The following is a 21,348-nucleotide window of genomic DNA, read 5'->3' as shown; positions in this document are numbered from 1 at the left end:
AAGGGAGAAGTGAACAACGTCAAAAGGGCCGGGTGATCGTGATGAATGTAGAGGTAGAAAAGGTCATCATTGTAGAAGGTAAAACAGACAAACAAAAGCTAAAAGAAGTCATAAGTGAACCTGTTACCATCATTTGCACCAATGGCACGATCAGTACATCGAAGCTGGATCAGCTCGTAGACGAATTATTGGGGAAAGACGTTTACATATTAGCAGACAGTGACGATGCAGGCGACAAACTGCGGAAGCAATTTCGAAAAGAATTCCCTGAAGCACTTCATCTTTTTGTCGACAGAACGTACCGCGAAGTGGCCGCTTCACCGTCAGCCCACATTGCATCTATCCTATTAGCTGCAAACATTGATGTTCATTCGAAATATATATGAGGGTGGACGTATATGAAAGAGATTGAAGAACACGAATTCAAGGAGATAAAGGACGATTTATTTCTTTTATACTTATATACACCGTTTTGCGGAACATGTCAGCTGGCAAAGAAAATGCTGGCTGTCGTAGACACCATGCAGCCGGATGTACCTTTTTATGAAAATAACTTAAACTACTCACCAGGCTTTGCGAAAACTTTTGAAATCGAAAGTGTTCCTTGCTTTCTACTGTTTAAAAAAGGTGAGCTGGTGCAAAAAGGCTATGCCTTTCACTCCGTTCCATATCTTCATGAAATGATTGAAACCGCTAAATAAAGCGGTTTTTTGTCATATTTCAAGCACTTCATCTGAAAATTTGTCGAGTTATTTATAAAGGACAAGCGAATGTTTGTAGAGAAATGTTATGTATAACCAAATGACAGGGAGGTTATACATGTGGAAAAAGTGAAAACCCATGGAAACACAGGGCAGCGATTATTGCTAAAGCCGCTGCTCTCATCATCATCCTTGAAGATTACATTTGAGGCGGAAACTGACTCTTGTACATTGATTGTGGATGAGCGTGGTGAAGTGAAGAAACTACCTGCAATTGAGTTATCGGATCTCATCTTTTATGGTGAGAGAAAAGAAATACTTCAATTATTAGATGGAGATATGTCCTTACAGCAGTTAATTAGCAGGGGACAAGTGAAAGTAAAAGGGTCATTCCGTGCGCTCCTAAGACTAGAGGCGGTACTTTGGCTGACGAACGGTTTTTTTCGAAAAATGATAACTTAGTCGTTTACTTGGAAATTAGCGATTTACAGCGTTGACATATCTCGGGTAGCATGATATTCTACGTTAGTAAAAACATGAACATCACATAAAACAACATATTTTCTCTTATTAAGAGAGGTGGAGGGACGTGCCCTATGAAACCCGGCAACCGTCAGCATAGCTGAAATTGGTGCCAATTCACTCAAAGCCGCAATGCTTTGAAAGATGAGAGAAAGGCGTATTGAACATAAAAGGCCTTTCTGCTTGCATTGCAGTTAGGTCTTTTTTACTGACCTCACGTCAGGCACGAGGCATGGCAGCAGGAAGAATAAATAACGTATGTGATGGCAACCTATAGATTCAGCAAGAAAGCAGGTGAACAGACTGTGATCCATTTACAGAATGTATCAAAAACGTACCACTCAAAAAGCGGAAATGTTGATGCCGTGAAAGACGTCAACTTGGATATCGATAAAGGTGAAATATTCGGAATTATCGGGTATAGCGGTGCCGGAAAAAGCTCGCTGATTCGCCTATTAAACGGTCTGGAGCTGCCAACAGCAGGAATTGTTGAAGTGGCAGGAAACCGGATCAATGAAGTATCAAATGCGAAACTTCGGAAAGCAAGACAAGAAATCAGCATGATTTTCCAGCACTTTAACCTACTTTGGTCGAGAACGGTGAGACAAAATATTATGTTCCCGCTTGAGATCGCAGGTGTAAAGGCATCAAAACAAAGAGAACGTGCGAATGAACTGATTAAATTGGTCGGTTTAGAAGGAAAAGAAAATGCATATCCGTCTCAGCTAAGCGGCGGACAAAAGCAGCGTGTGGGGATTGCGAGAGCATTAGCAAATGATCCAAAGGTTCTTCTTTGTGACGAAGCGACGTCAGCGCTTGATCCGCAAACAACGGATTCTATCCTTGAGCTTTTAGCGGATATCAATAAACGATTAGGGCTCACGATTGTGCTGATTACGCACGAAATGCACGTCATTCGTAAAATTTGTCATCGCGTGGCGGTGATGGAGAATGGACGCATTGTCGAAGAAGGCGAAGTATTACGCGTCTTCAGACAGCCGAAGGAAGAAATGACGAAGCGATTTGTACAGCAGCTTGCTGAACCAGAGGAAGCGAAAGAAACAATCGAGCACGTCTTAGAGCGTGTAAAAGAAGGTCAGGTCGTACGGTTGTCCTTTATTGGCGATTCTGCCGAGCAGCCGCTCATCACTGAAATCGTTCGATCCTTCCAGGTCGATGTGAACATCCTTCAAGGAAAGATTTCTCAAACGCAGGAAGGCGCGTTTGGAACACTCTTTATCCATATTAATGGAGAAGAGACCGAGGTAGAAAAAGCCATCGCCTATATCCAAAGTAAACAGGTTGAAATTGAGGTGATGACACATGTTTGAGAAATGGTTTCCGAACGTTGATTTAGATGTCATTTGGAATGCAACGGGTGAAACAGTCTATATGACACTCATTTCATTGGCGTTTGCATTTGTCATCGGAATTATTCTTGGACTCCTGCTTTTCCTTACAGGAAAAGGCGGTCTTTGGGAAAATAAACCGATCAATGCTGTCATCGGTGCAGTCGTCAACATTTTCAGATCGATTCCTTTTATCATTTTAATTATTCTTTTATTAGGGTTCACGAAATTCTTAATGCATACAATTCTAGGTCCAAATGCAGCACTCCCTGCCCTTGTCATTGGGTCAGCTCCATTCTATGCACGTCTTGTCGAAATTGCACTGCGTGAGGTAGACAAAGGAGTCATTGAAGCAGCACGGTCAATGGGAGCGAAAACATCGACCATCATTTTCAAAGTATTGCTGCCAGAATCATTGCCAGCCCTCATTTCAGGTATTACCGTAACAGCGATTGCTTTAATTGGCTCAACTGCGATTGCAGGTGCAATTGGAGCAGGCGGACTTGGTGACCTTGCTTATGTGGAAGGATACCAATCTGGTAATACAGATGTCACACTTGTAGCCACTGTGTTTATTCTCATCATCGTCTTTATTATTCAAATAATCGGTGATTTGATTACAAATAAAATTGATAAACGTTAAGGGAGGATTTATTCATGAAGAAATTGATTTTAAGTGCACTATTTCTAGCATTTGCAGGCATCTTAGCTGCATGCGGTTCATCTAATAACGCAAGTGATAGCAAAACCATTACGGTTGCCGCTTCAAAAACACCACATGCCGAGATTCTTGAAGAAGCAAAACCACTTCTAAAAGAAAAAGGCTACGATCTAAAAGTGAAAGTACTTAGTGATTATAAAATGTACAACAAAGCATTAGCTGAAAAAGAAGTGGATGCAAACTTTTTCCAACATATCCCTTACTTAAACGAAGAAAATAAATCAAACAAAGATTACAACCTAGTTAGTGCCGGTGCGGTTCACCTTGAGCCATTCGGTATCTACTCTAAGAAGTACAAATCAGTAAAAGATATTCCAAACGGCGGCACGATTATTATGACAAACAACGTAGCTGAACAAGGACGTATGCTTACCCTGCTTCAAAATGCAGGTGTCATCAAGCTTGATCCGAAGGTTGATACAATCAATGCAACGGTAAAGAACATCAAAGAAAACCCAAAGAACCTAAAGTTCAAAAAAATCGCTCCTGAACTAACAGCGAAAGCTTATGAAAACAGTGAAGGTGATGCTGTGTTTATCAACGTCAACTATGCGATTCAAAATAAATTGAATCCGAAAAAAGATTCAATTGAACTTGAGCAAACAAAGAACAACCCATATGCAAACATCGTGGCTGTTCGCAAAGGTGAAGAAAAATCAGATAAGATCAAGACGTTAATGGAAGTTCTTCACTCTGATAAAATCAAAGAATTCATTGACAAAAAATATGACGGTGCTGTACTACCGGTATCTGAATAACCATGTGTTAACCTCGCTTTCATCAAAGCGAGGTTTTTTTGTGTATTTTTTCAAATCTCGCTCATAATAAAAATGTACAAATGATCTGAAGGGATGGAATGAAGATGAATGAACAGCATATGAGCGGATCCATGCAGCAATCACTGACTGATTATAAAACGGCAATGGGTGAATTTCAGAAGAAAATGCCGGTATTTGGGAAGAAATTCAATGAATTCACGGAGCAGTGCTTTCAGAGCGATTCATTAACGCAAAAGGAAAAACAAATAATTGCCCTTGGCATCAGTATTCATGCACAGGATGAATACTGCATGATTTATCATACAAAGGGAGCGCTCGACCAAGGCGCGACAGAAGAGAATTTGCTAGAGGTTGTCAGCGTGGCGGCAGCATTTGGCGGCGGGGCAGCACTGAGCCAAGGGATTACTGTCGTTCAGCAATGTATTGACGAATTTGGAGGACAGACGCATTAAGGGAAGGATAAGATGGCATTTTTCCATCTCAGGGAGTTGAGTCGTTCTCAGCCGATTGTGTGAGAAAATATGCCAGCATAGCGCGTCATATCCCTTTTGAGTGAAGCCGCATGCCTTTGATACAATAAAGCTACACTCAAAGAAGGGAATGGTTTATTATTTGTTCGGACCATAGTACACTGGGATTGGATTATACCGCCGAGATGGAAAAGGCCATGCACAAGGCTCATGGCATGAGCTATGCAGAGTACGAAAGAGACCATGACTTACGGATGAAAGTGGAATATAAACGAGAGCAGTCCTATCGAGATGAGAAAAGACAGCTCGCAAAAATGAATATACGAGGCTATTGATAGCTAAGGGGCGGGGAGAACAGTTTCCCGTCCTTTCTTTATGGAAACAGTCTTTTCGACATAAATCCTTTTATCCACCTGCATTTTTTGTTAGAATTTTGAGAGCATCCTCTCACGTATATCGTGAATGTGTTGTATTCAGTTTTAATTTGTTATAAAATTAGAATGAGAATAAATTGAGAATAATGATTATTTTGGAGGTATCGATATATGACTGCTTCGACATTAACAATTAAGGACTTGCACGTTGAGATTGAAGGGAAAGAAATCTTAAAGGGTGTAAACCTCGAGATAAAAGGTGGAGAATTCCACGCAGTAATGGGACCAAACGGTACAGGTAAATCAACTTTATCTGCTGCCATTATGGGTCATCCTAAATATGAAGTAACAAAAGGCAGCATTTTGCTTGATGGCGAAGATGTACTTGAAATGGAAGTAGATGAGCGCGCTCAAGCAGGTCTTTTCCTTGCGATGCAATACCCATCTGAAATTAGTGGTGTGACAAATGCGGACTTCCTTCGTTCTGCTATTAACGCTCGCAGAGAAGAAGGCGATGAAATCTCTCTAATGAAATTCATCCGCAAAATGGACGAAAACATGGAGTTCCTTGAAATGGACCCAGACATGGCGCAGCGCTACCTAAACGAAGGTTTCTCAGGCGGGGAGAAAAAACGCAACGAAATTCTTCAATTAATGATGATTGAACCAAAAATTGCGATCCTTGACGAAATCGATTCTGGTCTTGATATCGATGCGTTGAAAGTGGTTTCTAAAGGGATTAACAGATTGCGCGGCGAAAGCTTCGGCTGCTTAATGATCACTCACTATCAGCGTCTACTGAACTACATCACACCAGATCACGTTCATGTCATGATGCAAGGACGTATCGTGAAATCTGGCGGACCAGAGCTTGCACAACGTCTAGAAGCAGAAGGCTATGACTGGATTAAAAAAGAGTTAGGAATTGAAGACGAAACTGTTGGTCAAGAAGCGTAAGCGTTAGGAGGATTATTGATGACATTAGAAACGAAATTATCAGTAGATCAAGATTATGTCAAAAGCTTCTCCGAGAAGCATCAGGAACCGGCATGGATGAGTTCCCTTCGCTTACAGGCTCTTGAAAAAGCAGAAGACCTTCCAATGCCAAAGCCTGACAAAACGAATATTTCTAAATGGAATTTAACCAATTTCAAACAGCATACAGTCGAAAGTGCGCCATTTGGATCATTAGAAGAGCTTCCTGAAGAAGTGAAATCTCTCATTGATTTAGAGGACACGGATAAGACAGTCTACATTCAGCGTGATCAAACGCCAGCATACTTGTCCCTTTCAACGGAAGCGAAAGACAAAGGCGTGATCTTCACTGATCTTCATACAGCGCTTCGCGAACATGGAGATCTAGTGCAGAAATACTTCATGACTAATGCAGTGAAAGTAGATGAGCATAAACTAACCGCTTTACATGCTGCTTTAGTGAATGGCGGAGCTTTCCTTTATGTACCAAAAAATGTAGAACTTGAAGCGCCAATTCAAGCCATCTACCTGCATGAAAATGACGACACGACTTTGTTCAACCATGTCATCGTCGTAGCAGACGATCATAGTGCAGTCACATATGTAGAAAACTACATTAGTACAGCAAAACCTGAAGAAGCAATCTTCAATATCGTGTCCGAAGTGTTCACGGGAGCTAATGCCCGCGTCACTTACGGTGCAGTAGATAACCTTTCAGAAGGTGTCACAGTCTATGTGAACAGACGCGGTATGGCCAATGGCCGTGACAGTAAAATCGAATGGGCGCTTGGCTTGATGAATGATGGAGACGTCGTGTCTGAAAACATCACAAAGCTTATGGGCGACGGGACATTCGGTGATACAAAATCAGTTGTTGTCGGCCGCGGGAATCAAACGGAAAACTTTACAACAAGCATCATCCACTTCGGTAAAAACTCTGAAGGGTATATCTTGAAGCATGGTGTGATGAAGGATCAAGCATCCTCTATCTTTAACGGAATTGGTAAAATCGAGCATGGCGCAACGAAGTCAAATGCCGAGCAGGAATCACGTGTTCTCATGCTGAGTGAGAAAGCACGCGGTGACGCAAACCCGATTCTATTAATTGATGAAGATGATGTAACAGCAGGGCATGCTGCTTCTGTTGGACGTGTCGATCCAATTCAACTGTATTACCTCATGAGCCGCGGGATTTCCAAAGAAGATGCAGAAAGACTTGTGATTTATGGCTTCTTAAATCCAGTCGTCAAAGAACTGCCGATTGAAGGAGTTAAAAAGCAGCTCGTTTCTGTGATTGAAAGGAAAGTAAAATAATGAATATCAAAGACGTTCGTGAGCAGTTTCCAATCCTTCATCAGCAAGTGAACGGACATGATTTGGTGTATTTGGACAGTGCGGCGACTTCTCAAAAACCAAGAGTGGTCATTGATGCAATGAATGAGTATTACCGGTCTTACAACTCGAACGTCCACCGGGGTGTTCATACCCTTGGAACAAAAGCAACGGACGCATACGAGGGTGCCAGAGAGAAAGTTCGTGCATTCATCCGTGCTTCATCTGTCCAGGAGATTATTTTTACTAGAGGTACAACAACCGCACTGAATACAGTGGCGATCAGCTATGCCAGAGCAAACCTCAAAGAAGGCGATGAGATTGTCATTACGCACATGGAGCATCATGCGAATATCATCCCTTGGCAGCAAGCAGCAAAAGCAACTGGCGCCACATTGAAATATATTCCGTTACAGGAAGACGGCACGCTATCGCTTGAAGATGTGAAGCAAACGATCACACATCAAACGAAAATCGTCGCTGTCACGCATGTCTCAAACGTACTAGGAACCATCAACCCGATTAAAGAAATCGCTAAAATTGCACACGATCATGGTGCCATTATTGTCGTCGATGGTGCGCAAAGCACGCCGCACATGCAAATTGATGTTCAAGATCTAGATTGTGACTTTTTCGCATTCTCTGGGCATAAAATGTGTGGACCGACTGGCATTGGTGTGCTTTACGGGAAGAAGGACCTTTTGAATAATATGGAGCCTGCTGAGTTTGGTGGTGAAATGATCGACTTTGTGGATCTGTATGATTCCACTTGGAAAGAGCTCCCGTGGAAATTTGAAGCGGGAACACCGATTATTGCCGGAGCAGTTGGACTAGGAAAAGCGATTGATTTCTTAAATGAAATCGGTATGGAGGAAGTCAGCCGTTACGAGCATCAGCTTGCCACTTACGCGCTTGAGCGCTTTAAGGAGCTTAAAGGTGCGACTGTTTATGGACCGCAGCACCGGGCTGGGCTTGTGACGTTTAACTTAGACGACGTCCATCCGCATGATGCGTCAACTGTTCTGGATACAGAAGGTGTCGCCATTCGTGCTGGACATCACTGTGCACAGCCGCTCATGAAATGGCTTGGTGTATCAGCGACTGCAAGAGCAAGCTTCTATCTGTACAATACAGAAGAAGAGATTGACGAGCTCATTGCAGCGCTCCGTAAGACAAAGGAGTATTTTACGAATGTCTTTTAATGTAAACTTAGACACACTGTACAGACAAGTGATTATGGATCATTATAAAAATCCGAGAAACAAAGGTGTGTTAAACGACAGCATTGTCGTCGATATGAACAACCCAACGTGTGGTGACCGCATTCGTCTCACGATGAAAATCGAAGGCGAAAAGGTCATGGATGCGAAATTTGAAGGAGAAGGATGCTCGATTTCAATGGCATCTGCCTCTATGATGACGCAGGCGATTAAAGGGAAAGATATTGAAACAGCTTTGAAAATGTCTCGGATTTTCTCCGATATGATGCTAGGAAAAGAATACGACGATTCCATTGATCTTGGTGACATTGAGGCGCTGCAGGGAGTGGCAAAATTCCCAGCCCGCATCAAATGTGCAACATTATCCTGGAAGGCGCTTGAAAAAGGCGCATCTGCCGAAGATAACGGCAAATCATAAGATTGGAGTGAAAATGGATGGCTAAAAAAATGCCAGATGTTGGTGAATATAAATACGGCTTTTCTGATAAAGACGTTTCCATTTTCCGTTCAGAGCGCGGACTGACAAAAGAGATCGTTGAAGAAATTTCTCGTATGAAAGAAGAGCCTCAGTGGATGCTCGACTTCCGTTTGAAATCTCTTGAGCTCTTTTACAACATGCCGATGCCACAATGGGGCGGAGATTTAAATGCATTAAACTTTGATGAAATTACGTACTACGTAAAGCCATCAGAGCGCTCTGAGCGTTCTTGGGATGAAGTACCAGAAGAAATCAAAGAAACCTTTGATAAGCTTGGGATCCCAGAAGCAGAGCAAAAGTACTTAGCAGGTGTATCTGCTCAGTATGAATCTGAAGTTGTGTATCACAACATGAAGCAAGACCTTGAAGATCTAGGCATTGTGTTTAAAGATACAGACAGCGCATTAAAAGAGAACGAAGACATCTTCCGTGAGCACTGGGCAAAAGTCATTCCTCCGACTGACAACAAATTTGCTGCGCTTAACTCGGCTGTATGGTCTGGTGGTTCATTTATCTACGTACCAAAGGGCGTCAAAGTAGATACACCACTTCAAGCATACTTCCGTATCAACTCTGAAAACATGGGTCAGTTCGAGCGTACACTCATCATCGTTGATGAAGGCGCACATGTGCATTACGTAGAAGGCTGTACAGCTCCAGTTTACACAACAAACTCACTTCACAGTGCGGTTGTTGAAATCGTCGTGAAAAAAGGCGGCTACTGCCGTTATACAACGATTCAAAACTGGGCAAACAACGTCTTCAACCTTGTCACAAAACGTACAGTATGTGAAGAGAATGCGACAATGGAATGGATTGATGGAAACATCGGTTCTAAGCTGACAATGAAATACCCAGCGGTCATCCTAAAAGGTGAAGGCGCTCGTGGTATGACATTAAGTATTGCCCTAGCAGGTAAAGGTCAGCACCAAGATGCAGGTGCAAAAATGATTCACCTTGCACCAAACACATCTTCAACGATCGTATCGAAATCGATTTCCAAACAAGGCGGTAAAGTCACATACCGCGGAATCGTTCACTTCGGACGTAAAGCAGAGGGTGCACGCTCAAACATCGAGTGTGACACACTCATCATGGATAACAAATCAACATCTGATACGATTCCTTACAATGAAATCTTAAACGACAACATTTCATTAGAGCACGAAGCCAAGGTTTCAAAAGTATCAGAAGAGCAGCTATTCTACTTGATGAGCCGCGGAATTTCTGAAGAAGAAGCAACAGAAATGATCGTCATGGGCTTCATCGAGCCATTCACAAAAGAACTGCCAATGGAATATGCCGTTGAAATGAACCGCTTGATTAAGTTTGAGATGGAAGGTAGTATAGGTTAACCGTTGATATACCGGGGATTAAAGGTGTTTAGGTATTGCATTTTTATTAAGCACCCACAAAACACCCACAAAATTTAATTATTGAACATACCGCAGATACATTTCCATTGCTTGGTCCTCAATTTTTTTGGTGACATGGAGATACTTGTCTGCGGTTGTTTTTATACTAGAATGACCTAACCGTTCAGATACATATTTAATATTCACGCCAGCTTCTAAGAGGTGTACAGCATGGCTATGTCTTAAAGCATGTGGAGACAGAACGGTAAGATTAGCTCTTTTACAGACTTCTTTGAAATACTCCCTCACAACATTTGTTTTTAACCATTTACCCTCATGCTGAAAGAACTGATCATATGTATATTGTTCGTCTGACATATAACCAGGTTGATGAAGAAATTAACGGAGAAATAGATATAGACACAGCCCTTAAACACGCTTTAAAAGGAAGCGGCTTTTCATATACCATCATGCCGGATGCTAAAGGATTGAAAGCCAAACTAGAAGGATTCGGCAAGAAAAAGTCGTTAGAGCTGATGAACGATCTTATATCGGCTTTTGTCGTGGAACTTGATGTAAACAATGATCATATTTACGTATTCAAAGAAATCAAAAAGCGGATCAATTACAAATTAGATACCAGGGCGAATATGAATACGATTAGTGTTAAAAGCAGCTTGTCCGAATCTTTCACCCGGATAAAGGGTTATGGCAAGGTAAAAGAAGAAAAGGACACAGCAAGCGAGGAAACAAAAGGCTATGATAGTAAATCGGGGAAATGGAAAACAAACAGTGATTTAAATGCCATGTATGCGGAGGACGTTGGACAAACGTTCTCTTTTACGTTTAAAGGGACAGGCTTCAGCGTGAAGCTGATCAAAGAAAAATTAGGCGGTAAAATCACGTTCAACATAGATAAAAAGACAAACAAAACATTCAGCACGTACAAAGACACGGGCAAAGAAAGTCATGTGGTTGAAACGGTTGACGTGATTCGAGGTCTTGAGGATAAAGAGCATACGGTCGTTGCAACGTTTAAGGGAAAGGACAGCAAAAACCCGAACACGAAAAAAATGAAAACGGGTTTCCGGGTGAGCGTGCCTAACGGGAATTTTATTGGACTTTATCGGACCTTTAAAAATGATGAAAAGTACATGTTCCCACCTGTGACATATATTCACCCCGACGAAAAACTTTTTCTTGTAGACGGTCGCCCGAGAGTAGCGGAAACAGTTTACGAGGATTCCATTTCAAAAAAAGAGGACATGGAAAAATTTTTGGAAAAGAAAGTTGACCCTTATCCAAAATTAACGATCGAATTGGATTTTGAAAAAGTGTATGATCCGAAGCTCGAAGCGATTGAGGACAACATTTGTAAAGGCGCTATTGTTCCAGTCATTGCAGATACATCATACGGCATCCTGTTTGAAGGAGAGGTAAGGGTACAGGAAATCAAATATAACCCTCTCAATTTGGACATGAAGCCGTCAGTCACGCTCACAAATTATCGTAAAGACATTATTGACTATCAACTAGAGCAGACCGTCGCAATGAAAAAGCAGCGGAATTTAATCAAGAAAGAAATAGCCGAAATGCTTGAGGCTCAAAAGAGCATAGCAAGCAGCACGCAAAGCCAATTGAGCAATATCAATACAAAGGTTTCCCAGGACTTGAGCTTGTCATATTCAACCGTCACGAAAACCTGGTCAATTGATGATAGCAGCGTAGACGGAGCTGAAATTGACGAGATAGGGAACACCATAGATATTGATATAGGTTTCGACATAAAACCGAAAAGCCCGAGGGTGGGCGTTGATTTTGATTTAAGTCTAAAGGGGATCACGGCAGGCGCAACCATTGATACGACCAACCCAAGCGGCATGAATATTATGCTTGCTAAAGACGGTCAAAGGATCAGCCCAACGGCTGCCGATATACCAAACGGCGCACAAATTAATATTTCATTTTACTTAGATAGCTGACGATCAAACGTCGGCTATTTTTTATGAAAGGAGCTGATAGCATGGGAAGGTTCAATTTATTGAAAGTCTTTAAAATTGGCAGAAATGCAGAGTTTGAAGACAACCTATCGCAAAATGCAAGATCAATAGAAAACGCTTTGAACCAACTAGACATAGAAATCAAAGAACATAAAGGGAGCGAAAAAGCCCACGAAGCGGCAAGCATCGTCCACAGAGGGAAAAGCGTTGCACACTGGCTTAATAGTTATTGGTCCCGTCTTGTTAATCTGATTGTCAATCATGATGGCAACGATATAAAAGAAGTTGTGGATGGAAGGGTTTCGCTTGATGCGACTATTCATCCGACTTTGAATGATCGTCTTGAATATGACTTTGATCAGCTTGAAAAGAAAGTGAATGACATGCTTTCGATCGTGTCTTTGCAGCCGTTTTTAAACAAATACGGCAACTTCACAAAGGCTTTACAAGCAGCATTAGAAATAGCAAAAGATCGCCCCATTTGGCTTTATATTCCCCCAGGGGGCTATACGCTGCGGGAACGGGTGAGGATTTATAAAAACACTCATATCACTTTACAGGCAGGGGCAACGATCAAGCGTGGCTTTGTTGGCAGCATGTTTGTAAATGGTGATTTAAATGAGAGTTTCACCGGGTACAAAGGGCACGGAAACTTGATCATTGACGGACAAGGAACAATCGACAGCATGGGACACGAAATCAAGCAGCAATGCTCTATTTTTGGGTTCGCTCATGCATCCGGTATTATCATGCGAGACCTCACATTGAAAAATGTTTGCGGGGGACATGCTCTTGATTGTGCGGGCAATGAAAACGTGCTGATCGACAATGTGACATTTGAAGGGTTTGCGGATTATGTGGGGGATAGATGGTTTTCCGCAGCGGTTCAAGTCGATTTGATGAGATCATCGGGCAATTTTGGCGCTTTTGGCGCTTATGATCACACACCGACAAGAAACCTTACAATGCAAAATTGTACTATTCGTAAATCAGCAGAGCTTGGGGGCTATCCTAGAGCGATAGATTCACATACAAGCACGGACGGCGTTCTCTATTCGGGTATTAGATTCCTCAACAACAAGGTTTACGATTGCACAGAATGGGCGGTGTCGGGCAACAAATGGCAAGATGTATTTGTTGATGGTAACACTTTTGAAAACTGTGCCAATGGCGTAAGAATCATGCTGCCAGTGGTTAATAGTGTGTATACACAAGACAAAAACGGTAACCCAACGGGCAGAGTCAACAAAACAAAGCGACATACGATCACAAATAATAAATTTAAACAAATGAAAAATAAACATGCTATTCAAGTTTATGGGCGTAAAGGTTATCAAACCATTGATCATGTGGTGATTGAGGGCAATCAAATTGACGGCACAACCAGGCACGGTATTCATGTGTCTGACGTCAAACACTTTGTCATTCATGATAACAACCTAGAAAATGTCGGGCATCATGGCATTTTAGTTACCCGTAGCACACGGGGAAAGGTACACCACAACACAGGGCGAGACATCCAGGGTAACGGCGTGCGGATCGAGGAAGGAAGTTGCGATTTCGTTTCTGTGGATGATAACACGCTAGAAGAAATCGGGTTTTCGGGAATATCTGTCTCGGGTGATTCTGATTATGTACAGGTAGATGAAAACACGATCATTAATGCGGGCAAGCGTGGTGATGATTACGATTTTATTTTATTTATGGATGGCGTGAAAAATAGCGCCGTTCGTAATAATACAGCAATTGGGAAAACGGGAAGGTATGGTATGTATTTAACAAGCAAATGTTCAGCTATTCAGCATTACGGCAACCGATTAAAAGGAGCCGGGAAAGTATCTGCATTAAACGATAAAAGCGTTGATCCTATTCGTACCGTTGAAAATATCACTTGAGGGGGATAACATGACGAATCAACTTTTTAAAAATGGCGTGCTGCCTTTCGTGGTTGATGCCTATGATCAAAGCGTGTACGATTCAAAAATTGTTTTTTCGACCCAGGACATCGGCACAGCAAAGCTAGTTTTTCAATTGCGTAAAGATGGCGTGCCTTTGCCTCTTTCAGCGGTTGACGGAAAACTCGTACTTTTATTTAACAATGGATCCAAGAACGTTCGGAATATCACTCTTGTTGATAAAGTCGAAGGGATCGCCGAATACGTCCTAGATAATAACGAGATCAAGCTATATGGCAAGGTTCAAGCGTCTTTAAATTTGTATTATCGAAATGGACAAGCCTTGTCGATTCACGAATTTACATTTGATATTCAGCGTAACTTAATTGACCAGGACATTGTCCCGGCAGCGGAATTTTATATTGATGATTTTCAATCGTTGAAAAAACAAATTGAACGCATGGCAACAGAGCTTGAAAGCGATATTCAAAAGCGAACTGACGATATGCAAGGAAACATTGACGAGATCACGAAAGAGCTTCAAGAGCAACTAGATAGAATGAAGGAGAAACTTGACGATCTCGAAGCGCTTGAAACCAAACAAGGCGCACAAGATAAAGTAGACGAAGCCCTTGCAGTAGCTAAAAAATATACGGAGGATTACGCAGAGACACCCGCCGGCGCTTTGAAAATGGTTAAAGACCTTGTTTCGGGTTTTCAACAAAAGAAAATCACGGCTGATACAGGTATGCCGTTGATCTCAATTAAGGATACTTCTTTAAGCATCTTAGACGAAGTTATCAATAATGGATTAGGGCAAGGAACCTTCTATGCAATAGCTGGTTCAAAAGACTTGCCGAATCATCGTTCTTTTAGAGGTTTCTTCCACGTTACAGATGCAACGACAAATGGAAAGGGGACGTTTGGATGGGTATACGCAACAGATTACATTAACAACATCTACACCAATTATTTAAACAATAATATATGGAGTGGATGGGCAAGGCTATCTAATCACAATTTGCTATCCGAAACAGGGCAAAGCCAATTGTTGCCGAATGGTACGGACATATTAACGCTGCCTTCCGGCTACTACTATGCAGTAGGCACAAACGTTGTCAATATGCCGAGTAAAACCGATTCATCTTGGTTCAATATTTATGTCATTGATAACAGTAACAACCGTAAATACTTTCATATTGTTAGAAGTGGCGATAATTCACATTGGTTCGGCACAGTCCATACGGACGGATCATTTAAAGGATGGAAACGGATGCTGACGGATGATGATTCAATCAGCACATGGAATCAGGTAACGTTAGTCGCTGGAACAGTAAAACAATTTGCGGGAAACCCTCTCCAATTCTCCATACGTCAAAATGACTTACTACTTCGAGGATCGTTTGAGGGAGTCCCGGCGAATGATGCAGTCATTGCCCGTTTTACTCAAAAACCGTTAACAAAAGCTGTGTTTGTCGGTGCAACAGTAGGTTCTTATGGGTCTGCTAGATTTACATTAGAGAAAGATGGTTCTTTACGCTTTGATGGAATGTCCGCTAACGATAATTCTTTTGTAAGTAGATTTGAAATAAATGAATCTATTCCGTTGTGGTAAAGGAGGGGAAGCATCATGCACATTTATTACTATGACGAAAATTTTAAATATCAAGGCGAAGATGTAATTGATCATGACGAGCTGCCGAAAAATGCTACGGATGTAAGACCACAAGAGGGGTTGTATCTTCCCGAGTATGACGAGAAAAAAAGAGTGTGGTTTGAATCAGCATCTAAAGAGTATATAGAGAGCTTGCAACCAACGCCGCAGCCGTCAAAAATAGACCTCATGGAGAAACAAGTTGCAGAGCTTTATTACTTGTTTGCATTAGGGGGTGATCCATCGTGAGTGATTTCGATTGGTTCAGTAGAATCAAAGGTTTTTATGATAGAGAATTATGGACAAAAGAAATGGTTTATAACACAGTAGCAGCGGGGACAATCACACCCGAACAATACGAGGAAATAACAGGTGAGCCATACGAGGTATAGGCTTATTTTTTATGCTTATGGCGGGAGAAGGTGAGAGTTATGGAAATGGATTTGGCACAGTATTTAATGACACAAGGACCCTTTGCGGTGCTTTTTTGTTGGGTGTTGTTTTATGTATTGAACACGACAAAAGAGCGTGAGAACAAGCTAAACGAACAAATTGACGCACAAAATGACGTACTAGCAAAATTCAGTGAAAAATATGACGTTGTAATCGAAAAATTGGACCGTATTGAAAGAAACCAAAAATAAAAATGAAAAGAGGAATTTTTGATATGAAAAACTTTGACAAAGGCACGGTCGTTCGCACGGTGCTTCTTTTTATTGCACTAATCAATCAAGGACTTATCATGTTTGGCAAACCTGTTTTGCCGATCAGTGAGGACCAGTTCACTTCGTTGGCTGAAACATTGTACCTTGCCTTCTCAATGATCTTTACTTTAGTGACAACCCTTGTTGCATGGTACAAAAACAACTATGTGACAAGTCGAGGTAAAGCCCAAAAAGAAGCGCTGCAACAAAAAGGATTAACAAAATAAGAGCTGCCCCAGGCGGCTTTTTTAATACTGAAAAACAATTTTAAGGAGACGATGAACAATGGTAAAAATCATTCAAGACTTCATTTCAAAAGGGAATAACAATCGACCAGGCAACTATATGAAGCCTTTATATATTACGGTCCACAACACAGCCAATACAGCAAAAGGGGCAAACGCAGCAAGTCACGCAGCTTTTGTTAAACGATCTAGTACAGCCGTTAGCTGGCACTACACTGTGGATGAAAATTGTATCTATCAGCATTTACCATTAAACGAAAACGGATGGCACGCAGGAGACGGCAGAGGCACGGGCAATATGAAGTCGATCGGCATTGAAATTTGTGAAAATGCTGACGGAGATTTTGAGAAGGCGATCGAAAATGCTCAATGGTTGATTCGCCAATTAATGCAGGAACAAGGCATTACATTGGCAAACGTTGTTCCTCATAAGCATTGGAGCGGGAAAGAATGTCCCCGCCGCCTGCTTAATCGTTGGGACAGTTTCAAAGCCGGGATCGCCGTTGCTCATACAAATAAAAAGCCGACTGTTAAACCAACAAAAGCAGCACCATCCAAAACAGCGGCTTCCAAGCCTGCTAAAAAGTCATATGGTTTGCCAACAGGAATTTTAAAAGTTACAAAGCCTCTTACAAAGGGATCAGCAGTAAAAGCCGTACAAGAAGCCCTGGCGGCGGTTTACTACTACCCGGACAAAGGGCGAAAAATAACGGCGTCGATGGCTATTACGGACCAAAAACAGCGGATGCGGTCAAACGATTCCAATTGATGCATGGTCTTGTTGCTGATTGCATTTATGGTCCGAACACTAAAGCAGCTCTTCAAAAAGTATTAAAATAAGAAAGACCTCACATCAAATGAGGTCTTTTTCTATCCACAAGCATTAGAGGAGGTTCCCCGGACATATTTTATCCAAATCTTCTAGTGGTTATAACTCCAAATTTATAAAAAATCACTTTTCCAATTCCGCTTACATATAGTATACAGATCACATGTCTTTAATCTCTCATGGTTTTACTCCATCTAGAAATAATCTCCCCCTATGGGGAGGTCTTTTCTTTTTGTGTCTTTATCTTATTTTTCTTGTGGAGGGGAATAATTTATTGTAATTCCTTACTAAAGCTTTTTTGAAAACTATATAAGAAAAAGAACATTATACATATTTATCAATAATAAAAATGTTGTTATAAATCATCTGTTAATTTAGACTTTTTATTCATTTTTCTAAACAAACTCACTAATGTAGATCAGGTACATAAGATGTTAAAGAGGTGATTTTATGAAAAGGTGTAGGCATTGCGGAAAATTATGTACATCTCATTCGGGAAATATTAATAAACGAGGAAGTTGGTATGGTTCGTATGAAGATTATGACTGGGAGTGTGATAGCTGTAAGAAAGGAAAAACAAGAAAACCAGTGAAAAATCCTTGCTGTGAAAAGGATCCTTGTGTGTGTGTCATCCAAGGTCGTCCAGGGGGTAGAGGTAGAAGAGGTCCAGCAGGACCAACAGGACCAACAGGACCAACAGGTCCAACGGGACCAGGAGTAGGAGCCACGGGAGCAACAGGCGCAACGGGAGCCACCGGAGCAACAGGCGCAACGGGAGCCACCGGAGCCACGGGAGCAACAGGCGCAACGGGAGCAACAGGCGCAACAGGAGCCACGGGAGCAACAGGCGCAACGGGAGCCACCGGAGCCACGGGAGCAACAGGCGCCACCGGAGCAACGGGAGCAACCGGAGCAACAGGAGCAACAGGAGCAACAGGAGCCACGGGAGCCACCGGTCCTACAGGAGCGACAGGAGATACGGGAGCCACGGGAGCCGCCGGAGCCACGGGAGCCACGGGAGCAACAGGCGCAACAGGAGCAACAGGAGCAACAGGAGCCACCGGTCCTACAGGAGCGACAGGAGATACGGGAGCCACGGGAGCAACCGGCGCAACCGGCGCAACCGGTCCTACAGGAGCGACAGGAGATACGGGAGCCACGGGAGCAACAGGCGCAACGGGAGCCACCGGAGCCACGGGAGCCACGGGAGCAACAGGCGCAACAGGAGCCACGGGAGCAACAGGCGCAACGGGAGCCACCGGAGCCACGGGAGCAACAGGCGCCACCGGAGCAACGGGAGCAACGGGAGCAACCGGAGCAACAGGAGCAACAGGAGCAACAGGAGCCACGGGAGCCACCGGTCCTACAGGAGCGACAGGAGATACGGGAGCCACGGGAGCCGCCGGAGCCACGGGAGCCACGGGAGCAACAGGCGCAACAGGAGCAACAGGAGCAACAGGAGCCACCGGTCCTACAGGAGCGACAGGAGATACGGGAGCCACGGGAGCAACCGGCGCAACCGGCGCAACCGGTCCTACAGGAGCGACAGGAGATACGGGAGCCACGGGAGCCGCCGGAGCCACGGGAGCCACGGGAGCAACAGGAGCAACAGGAGCAACAGGAGCCACCGGTCCTACAGGAGCGACAGGAGATACGGGAGCCACCGGAGCCACCGGTCCTACAGGAGCGACAGGAGATACGGGAGCCACGGGAGCAACCGGCGCAACCGGCGCAACCGGAGCCACCGGTCCTACAGGAGCGACAGGAGATACGGGAGCCACGGGAGCCGCCGGAGCCACGGGAGCCACCGGAGCAACAGGAGCAACCGGAGCAACAGGAGCAACAGGAGCAACGGGAGCAACAGGAGCAACAGGAGCAACCGGCGCAACCGGAGCAACAGGAGCAACAGGAGCCACCGGAGCCACCGGTCCTACAGGAGCGACAGGAGATAGGGGAGCCACGGGAGCCACCGGAGCAACAGGAGCAACAGGCGCAACAGGAGCAACCGGAGCCGCAGGAGCAACCGGAGCAACGGGAGCAACCGGAGCCGCAGGAGCGACAGGAGATACGGGAGCAACAGGAGCAACAGGAGCCACCGGAGCCGCAGGAGCAACCGGAGCAACGGGAGCCACCGGTCCTACAGGAGCGACAGGAGATACGGGAGCCACTGGCGCAACAGGAGCCACCGGTCCTACCGGAGTGACCGGAGATACAGGAGCCACCGGAGCAACAGGAGCCACCGGAGCAACAGGAGCCACCGGAGCAACAGGAGCAACAGGCGCAACAGGAGCAACCGGAGCCGCAGGAGCAACAGGAGCAACGGGAGCCACCGGTCCTACAGGAGCGACAGGAGATACGGGAGCAACAGGAGCAACAGGAGCAACAGGAGCCACCGGTCCTACAGGAGCGACAGGAGATACGGGAGCCACGGGAGCCACCGGTCCTACAGGAGCGACAGGAGATACGGGAGCCACGGGAGCCACGGGAGCCACCGGTCCTACAGGAGCGACAGGAGATACGGGAGCCACGGGAGCCACGGGAGCCACGGGAGCCACGGGAGCCACCGGAGCCACGGGAGCCACCGGTCCTACAGGAGCGACAGGAGATACGGGAGCCACCGGTCCTACAGGAGCAACAGGAGCCACCGGAGCCACGGGAGCCACCGGTCCTACAGGAGCGACAGGAGATACGGGAGCAACAGGAGCAACAGGAGCCACCGGTCCTACAGGAGCAACAGGAGCAACGGGAGCCACCGGTCCTACAGGAGCAACAGGAGCAACGGGAGCCACCGGTCCTACAGGAGCGACAGGAGATACGGGAGCAACAGGAGCAACAGGTCCTACAGGAGCAACAGGAGCCACGGGAGCCACCGGTCCTACAGGAGCGACAGGAGATACGGGAGCAACAGGAGCAACGGGTCCACTTATAACGGCTAATAACGGTCAATTTAGCACGGGGATGACTTCTAATATTGCTTCACTAGCAGCTATTCCATTAAATACAAATGTTACTCTAAATGGAACTGCGATTACTCATACACCGGGGTCAACTGATATTTCATTGGCACCTAATCAAACTTATTACATTAATTATGGGACAGAAGCTACTTATCCAAGTGATGGAGTAGTACTTGCAACCCTAAGATTAAATGGAGTAAATATACCTGGAGCAGATTCAGCTGCTACAGTAGCACCGATGGGAGGGGACCTGGGACAAAATGCAATGCTAAGTCAAGGGATAGTATTAAACACAGGTAGCTCTCCAAATATTTTGACATTAATTAATCAAGGAGCTACAACAAACTTTACACGAACTACTGTTAGTATAATCAAACTTCAATAAGTAATAAGAAGTACCGCGAATATAACGTGGAAACGTACTTTAAGCAAAAACCTATTTAAACAAACCGAGTAATATAAATATAGGTAACATCATAAAAAGTATATTTCTTCCTTGTAACTATGTAACAATTAAAAAAGAAAACATCAAGAGCACTAGATTTGCAAGTGATCTATCTGTTTTAAAATGCTATTGGAAATAAAATGTAAAGAATATAAGAGTTGATTAATCTAGAATTCTAAAAATATAAAACTAGTTTCTTTTTTACTATATCAATATTTTGATATAGTTTTTTATATTTTAAAGTTTGTTAAAGTTATAGGTGTTTTAAAAAAACAGGATGAGGCTATAAGAGGTCATACATCAAGTATCGGTTATTTCGCTTAATTAAAAAAGCCCTTTTCGG

Annotated in this window: 22 protein-coding genes, 1 pseudogene and 1 riboswitch; of the genes and pseudogenes, 22 read left to right on the top strand and 1 reads right to left on the bottom strand. The window is 43.8% G+C overall.

The genetic code is table 11. The annotated features are described in order from the left end of the window. Positions 1-41: 41 nt before the first annotated feature. From MKY83_RS15805 to sufB, 13 genes are all read left to right on the top strand, one after another. Positions 42-386 (top strand): toprim domain-containing protein, encoded by a 345-nt coding sequence (locus MKY83_RS15805; protein ID WP_044140882.1) that lies wholly within the window; start codon positions 42-44, stop codon positions 384-386. 12 nt (positions 387-398) lie between these two features. Continuing rightward, positions 399-701, top strand: a complete 303-nt coding sequence (locus MKY83_RS15800; protein ID WP_106067272.1) for a thioredoxin family protein — start codon at positions 399-401, stop codon at positions 699-701. Between the two features lie 120 nt (positions 702-821). Beyond that, positions 822-1,163, top strand: coding sequence for an SCP2 sterol-binding domain-containing protein (locus MKY83_RS15795; RefSeq protein ID WP_003212918.1), 342 nt, complete (start codon positions 822-824; stop codon positions 1,161-1,163). A 102-nt stretch (positions 1,164-1,265) separates the two neighbouring features. After that, positions 1,266-1,374: riboswitch (SAM riboswitch) on the top strand. Positions 1,375-1,528: 154 nt separating this feature from the next. Continuing rightward, positions 1,529-2,554, top strand: coding sequence for a methionine ABC transporter ATP-binding protein (locus tag MKY83_RS15790; RefSeq protein ID WP_342487472.1), 1,026 nt, complete (start codon positions 1,529-1,531; stop codon positions 2,552-2,554). Then, a complete protein-coding gene (locus MKY83_RS15785) occupies positions 2,547-3,215 on the top strand; it encodes a methionine ABC transporter permease (protein ID WP_044140880.1) in 669 nt (222 codons plus the stop codon). The genes MKY83_RS15790 and MKY83_RS15785 overlap by 8 nt, the downstream gene beginning before the upstream one ends. A 14-nt stretch (positions 3,216-3,229) precedes the next feature. Continuing rightward, a complete protein-coding gene (gene metQ, locus MKY83_RS15780) occupies positions 3,230-4,051 on the top strand; it encodes a methionine ABC transporter substrate-binding lipoprotein MetQ (protein WP_044140879.1) in 822 nt (273 codons plus the stop codon). A gap of 104 nt (positions 4,052-4,155) precedes the next feature. Further along, positions 4,156-4,524: a carboxymuconolactone decarboxylase family protein gene (locus tag MKY83_RS15775; RefSeq protein WP_342487471.1), complete on the top strand. Its 369-nt coding sequence runs from the start codon at positions 4,156-4,158 to the stop codon at positions 4,522-4,524. Positions 4,525-4,739: 215 nt separating this feature from the next. After that, positions 4,740-4,877 carry a hypothetical protein gene (locus MKY83_RS15770; protein WP_162839378.1) on the top strand — a complete coding sequence of 46 codons (138 nt, stop codon included), beginning with the start codon at positions 4,740-4,742 and terminating at the stop codon, positions 4,875-4,877. A gap of 210 nt (positions 4,878-5,087) precedes the next feature. Continuing rightward, complete coding sequence (gene sufC / locus MKY83_RS15765) at positions 5,088-5,873, top strand: Fe-S cluster assembly ATPase SufC (protein WP_044140878.1); 786 nt, start codon at positions 5,088-5,090, stop codon at positions 5,871-5,873. Between the two features lie 18 nt (positions 5,874-5,891). Next, the gene (sufD, locus tag MKY83_RS15760; RefSeq protein WP_342487470.1) at positions 5,892-7,205 is read left to right on the top strand and encodes a Fe-S cluster assembly protein SufD; all 1,314 of its coding nucleotides are present in this window, start codon (positions 5,892-5,894) and stop codon (positions 7,203-7,205) included. Continuing rightward, positions 7,205-8,425, top strand: a complete 1,221-nt coding sequence (locus MKY83_RS15755; RefSeq protein WP_342487469.1) for a cysteine desulfurase — start codon at positions 7,205-7,207, stop codon at positions 8,423-8,425. The genes sufD and MKY83_RS15755 overlap by 1 nt, the downstream gene beginning before the upstream one ends. Further along, positions 8,415-8,861, top strand: a complete 447-nt coding sequence (gene sufU / locus MKY83_RS15750) for a Fe-S cluster assembly sulfur transfer protein SufU (protein WP_342487468.1) — start codon at positions 8,415-8,417, stop codon at positions 8,859-8,861. Before MKY83_RS15755 ends, sufU begins: the two co-directional genes overlap by 11 nt. Positions 8,862-8,878: 17 nt before the next feature. Beyond that, positions 8,879-10,276: a Fe-S cluster assembly protein SufB gene (gene sufB, locus MKY83_RS15745; RefSeq protein WP_003213112.1), complete on the top strand. Its 1,398-nt coding sequence runs from the start codon at positions 8,879-8,881 to the stop codon at positions 10,274-10,276. A gap of 78 nt (positions 10,277-10,354) precedes the next feature. On the opposite strand, the gene MKY83_RS15740 is transcribed toward sufB, so the two are convergent. Next, a complete protein-coding gene (locus MKY83_RS15740; protein ID WP_342487467.1) occupies positions 10,355-10,654 on the bottom strand; it encodes a tyrosine-type recombinase/integrase in 300 nt (99 codons plus the stop codon). Here MKY83_RS15740 and MKY83_RS15735 point away from each other — a divergent pair. The 9 genes and pseudogenes from MKY83_RS15735 to MKY83_RS15695 all read left to right on the top strand — a co-directional run bounded on the left by MKY83_RS15735 (position 10,633) and on the right by MKY83_RS15695 (position 20,945). After that, positions 10,633-12,258 carry a phage tail protein gene (locus MKY83_RS15735; protein WP_342487466.1) on the top strand — a complete coding sequence of 542 codons (1,626 nt, stop codon included), beginning with the start codon at positions 10,633-10,635 and terminating at the stop codon, positions 12,256-12,258. The two genes, MKY83_RS15740 and MKY83_RS15735, sit on opposite strands and share 22 nt — an antisense overlap. Before the next feature lie 41 nt (positions 12,259-12,299). Beyond that, positions 12,300-14,171 (top strand): right-handed parallel beta-helix repeat-containing protein, encoded by a 1,872-nt coding sequence (locus MKY83_RS15730; protein ID WP_342490536.1) that lies wholly within the window; start codon positions 12,300-12,302, stop codon positions 14,169-14,171. A gap of 10 nt (positions 14,172-14,181) precedes the next feature. Further along, on the top strand, positions 14,182-15,786 hold the full coding sequence (locus MKY83_RS15725) for a BppU family phage baseplate upper protein (protein WP_342487463.1): 1,605 nt from the start codon (positions 14,182-14,184) through the stop codon (positions 15,784-15,786). 15 nt (positions 15,787-15,801) lie between these two features. Further along, positions 15,802-16,074, top strand: coding sequence for a hypothetical protein (locus MKY83_RS15720; RefSeq protein ID WP_265208112.1), 273 nt, complete (start codon positions 15,802-15,804; stop codon positions 16,072-16,074). Then, positions 16,071-16,217: an XkdX family protein gene (locus MKY83_RS15715; protein ID WP_342487462.1), complete on the top strand. Its 147-nt coding sequence runs from the start codon at positions 16,071-16,073 to the stop codon at positions 16,215-16,217. Before MKY83_RS15720 ends, MKY83_RS15715 begins: the two co-directional genes overlap by 4 nt. Positions 16,218-16,256: 39 nt before the next feature. Further along, complete coding sequence (locus tag MKY83_RS15710; RefSeq protein ID WP_034324986.1) at positions 16,257-16,469, top strand: BhlA/UviB family holin-like peptide; 213 nt, start codon at positions 16,257-16,259, stop codon at positions 16,467-16,469. Positions 16,470-16,492: 23 nt separating this feature from the next. After that, entirely contained in the window at positions 16,493-16,756 is a 264-nt protein-coding gene (locus MKY83_RS15705) for a phage holin (protein ID WP_319609942.1), read from the top strand. A gap of 58 nt (positions 16,757-16,814) precedes the next feature. Next, a pseudogene (locus MKY83_RS15700) lies at positions 16,815-17,614 on the top strand (N-acetylmuramoyl-L-alanine amidase). A gap of 439 nt (positions 17,615-18,053) precedes the next feature. Beyond that, positions 18,054-20,945: a collagen-like repeat preface domain-containing protein gene (locus MKY83_RS15695; RefSeq protein ID WP_342490535.1), complete on the top strand. Its 2,892-nt coding sequence runs from the start codon at positions 18,054-18,056 to the stop codon at positions 20,943-20,945. The last annotated feature ends 403 nt before the right edge of the window (positions 20,946-21,348 follow it).

The sequence above is a fragment of the Bacillus sp. FSL M8-0266 genome, assembly GCF_038613425.1.
GTDB lineage: Bacteria > Bacillota > Bacilli > Bacillales > Bacillaceae > Bacillus > Bacillus pumilus.
Note: the sequence above shows the minus strand (reverse complement) of the source record. Positions and strands in the feature narration are given on the sequence as shown.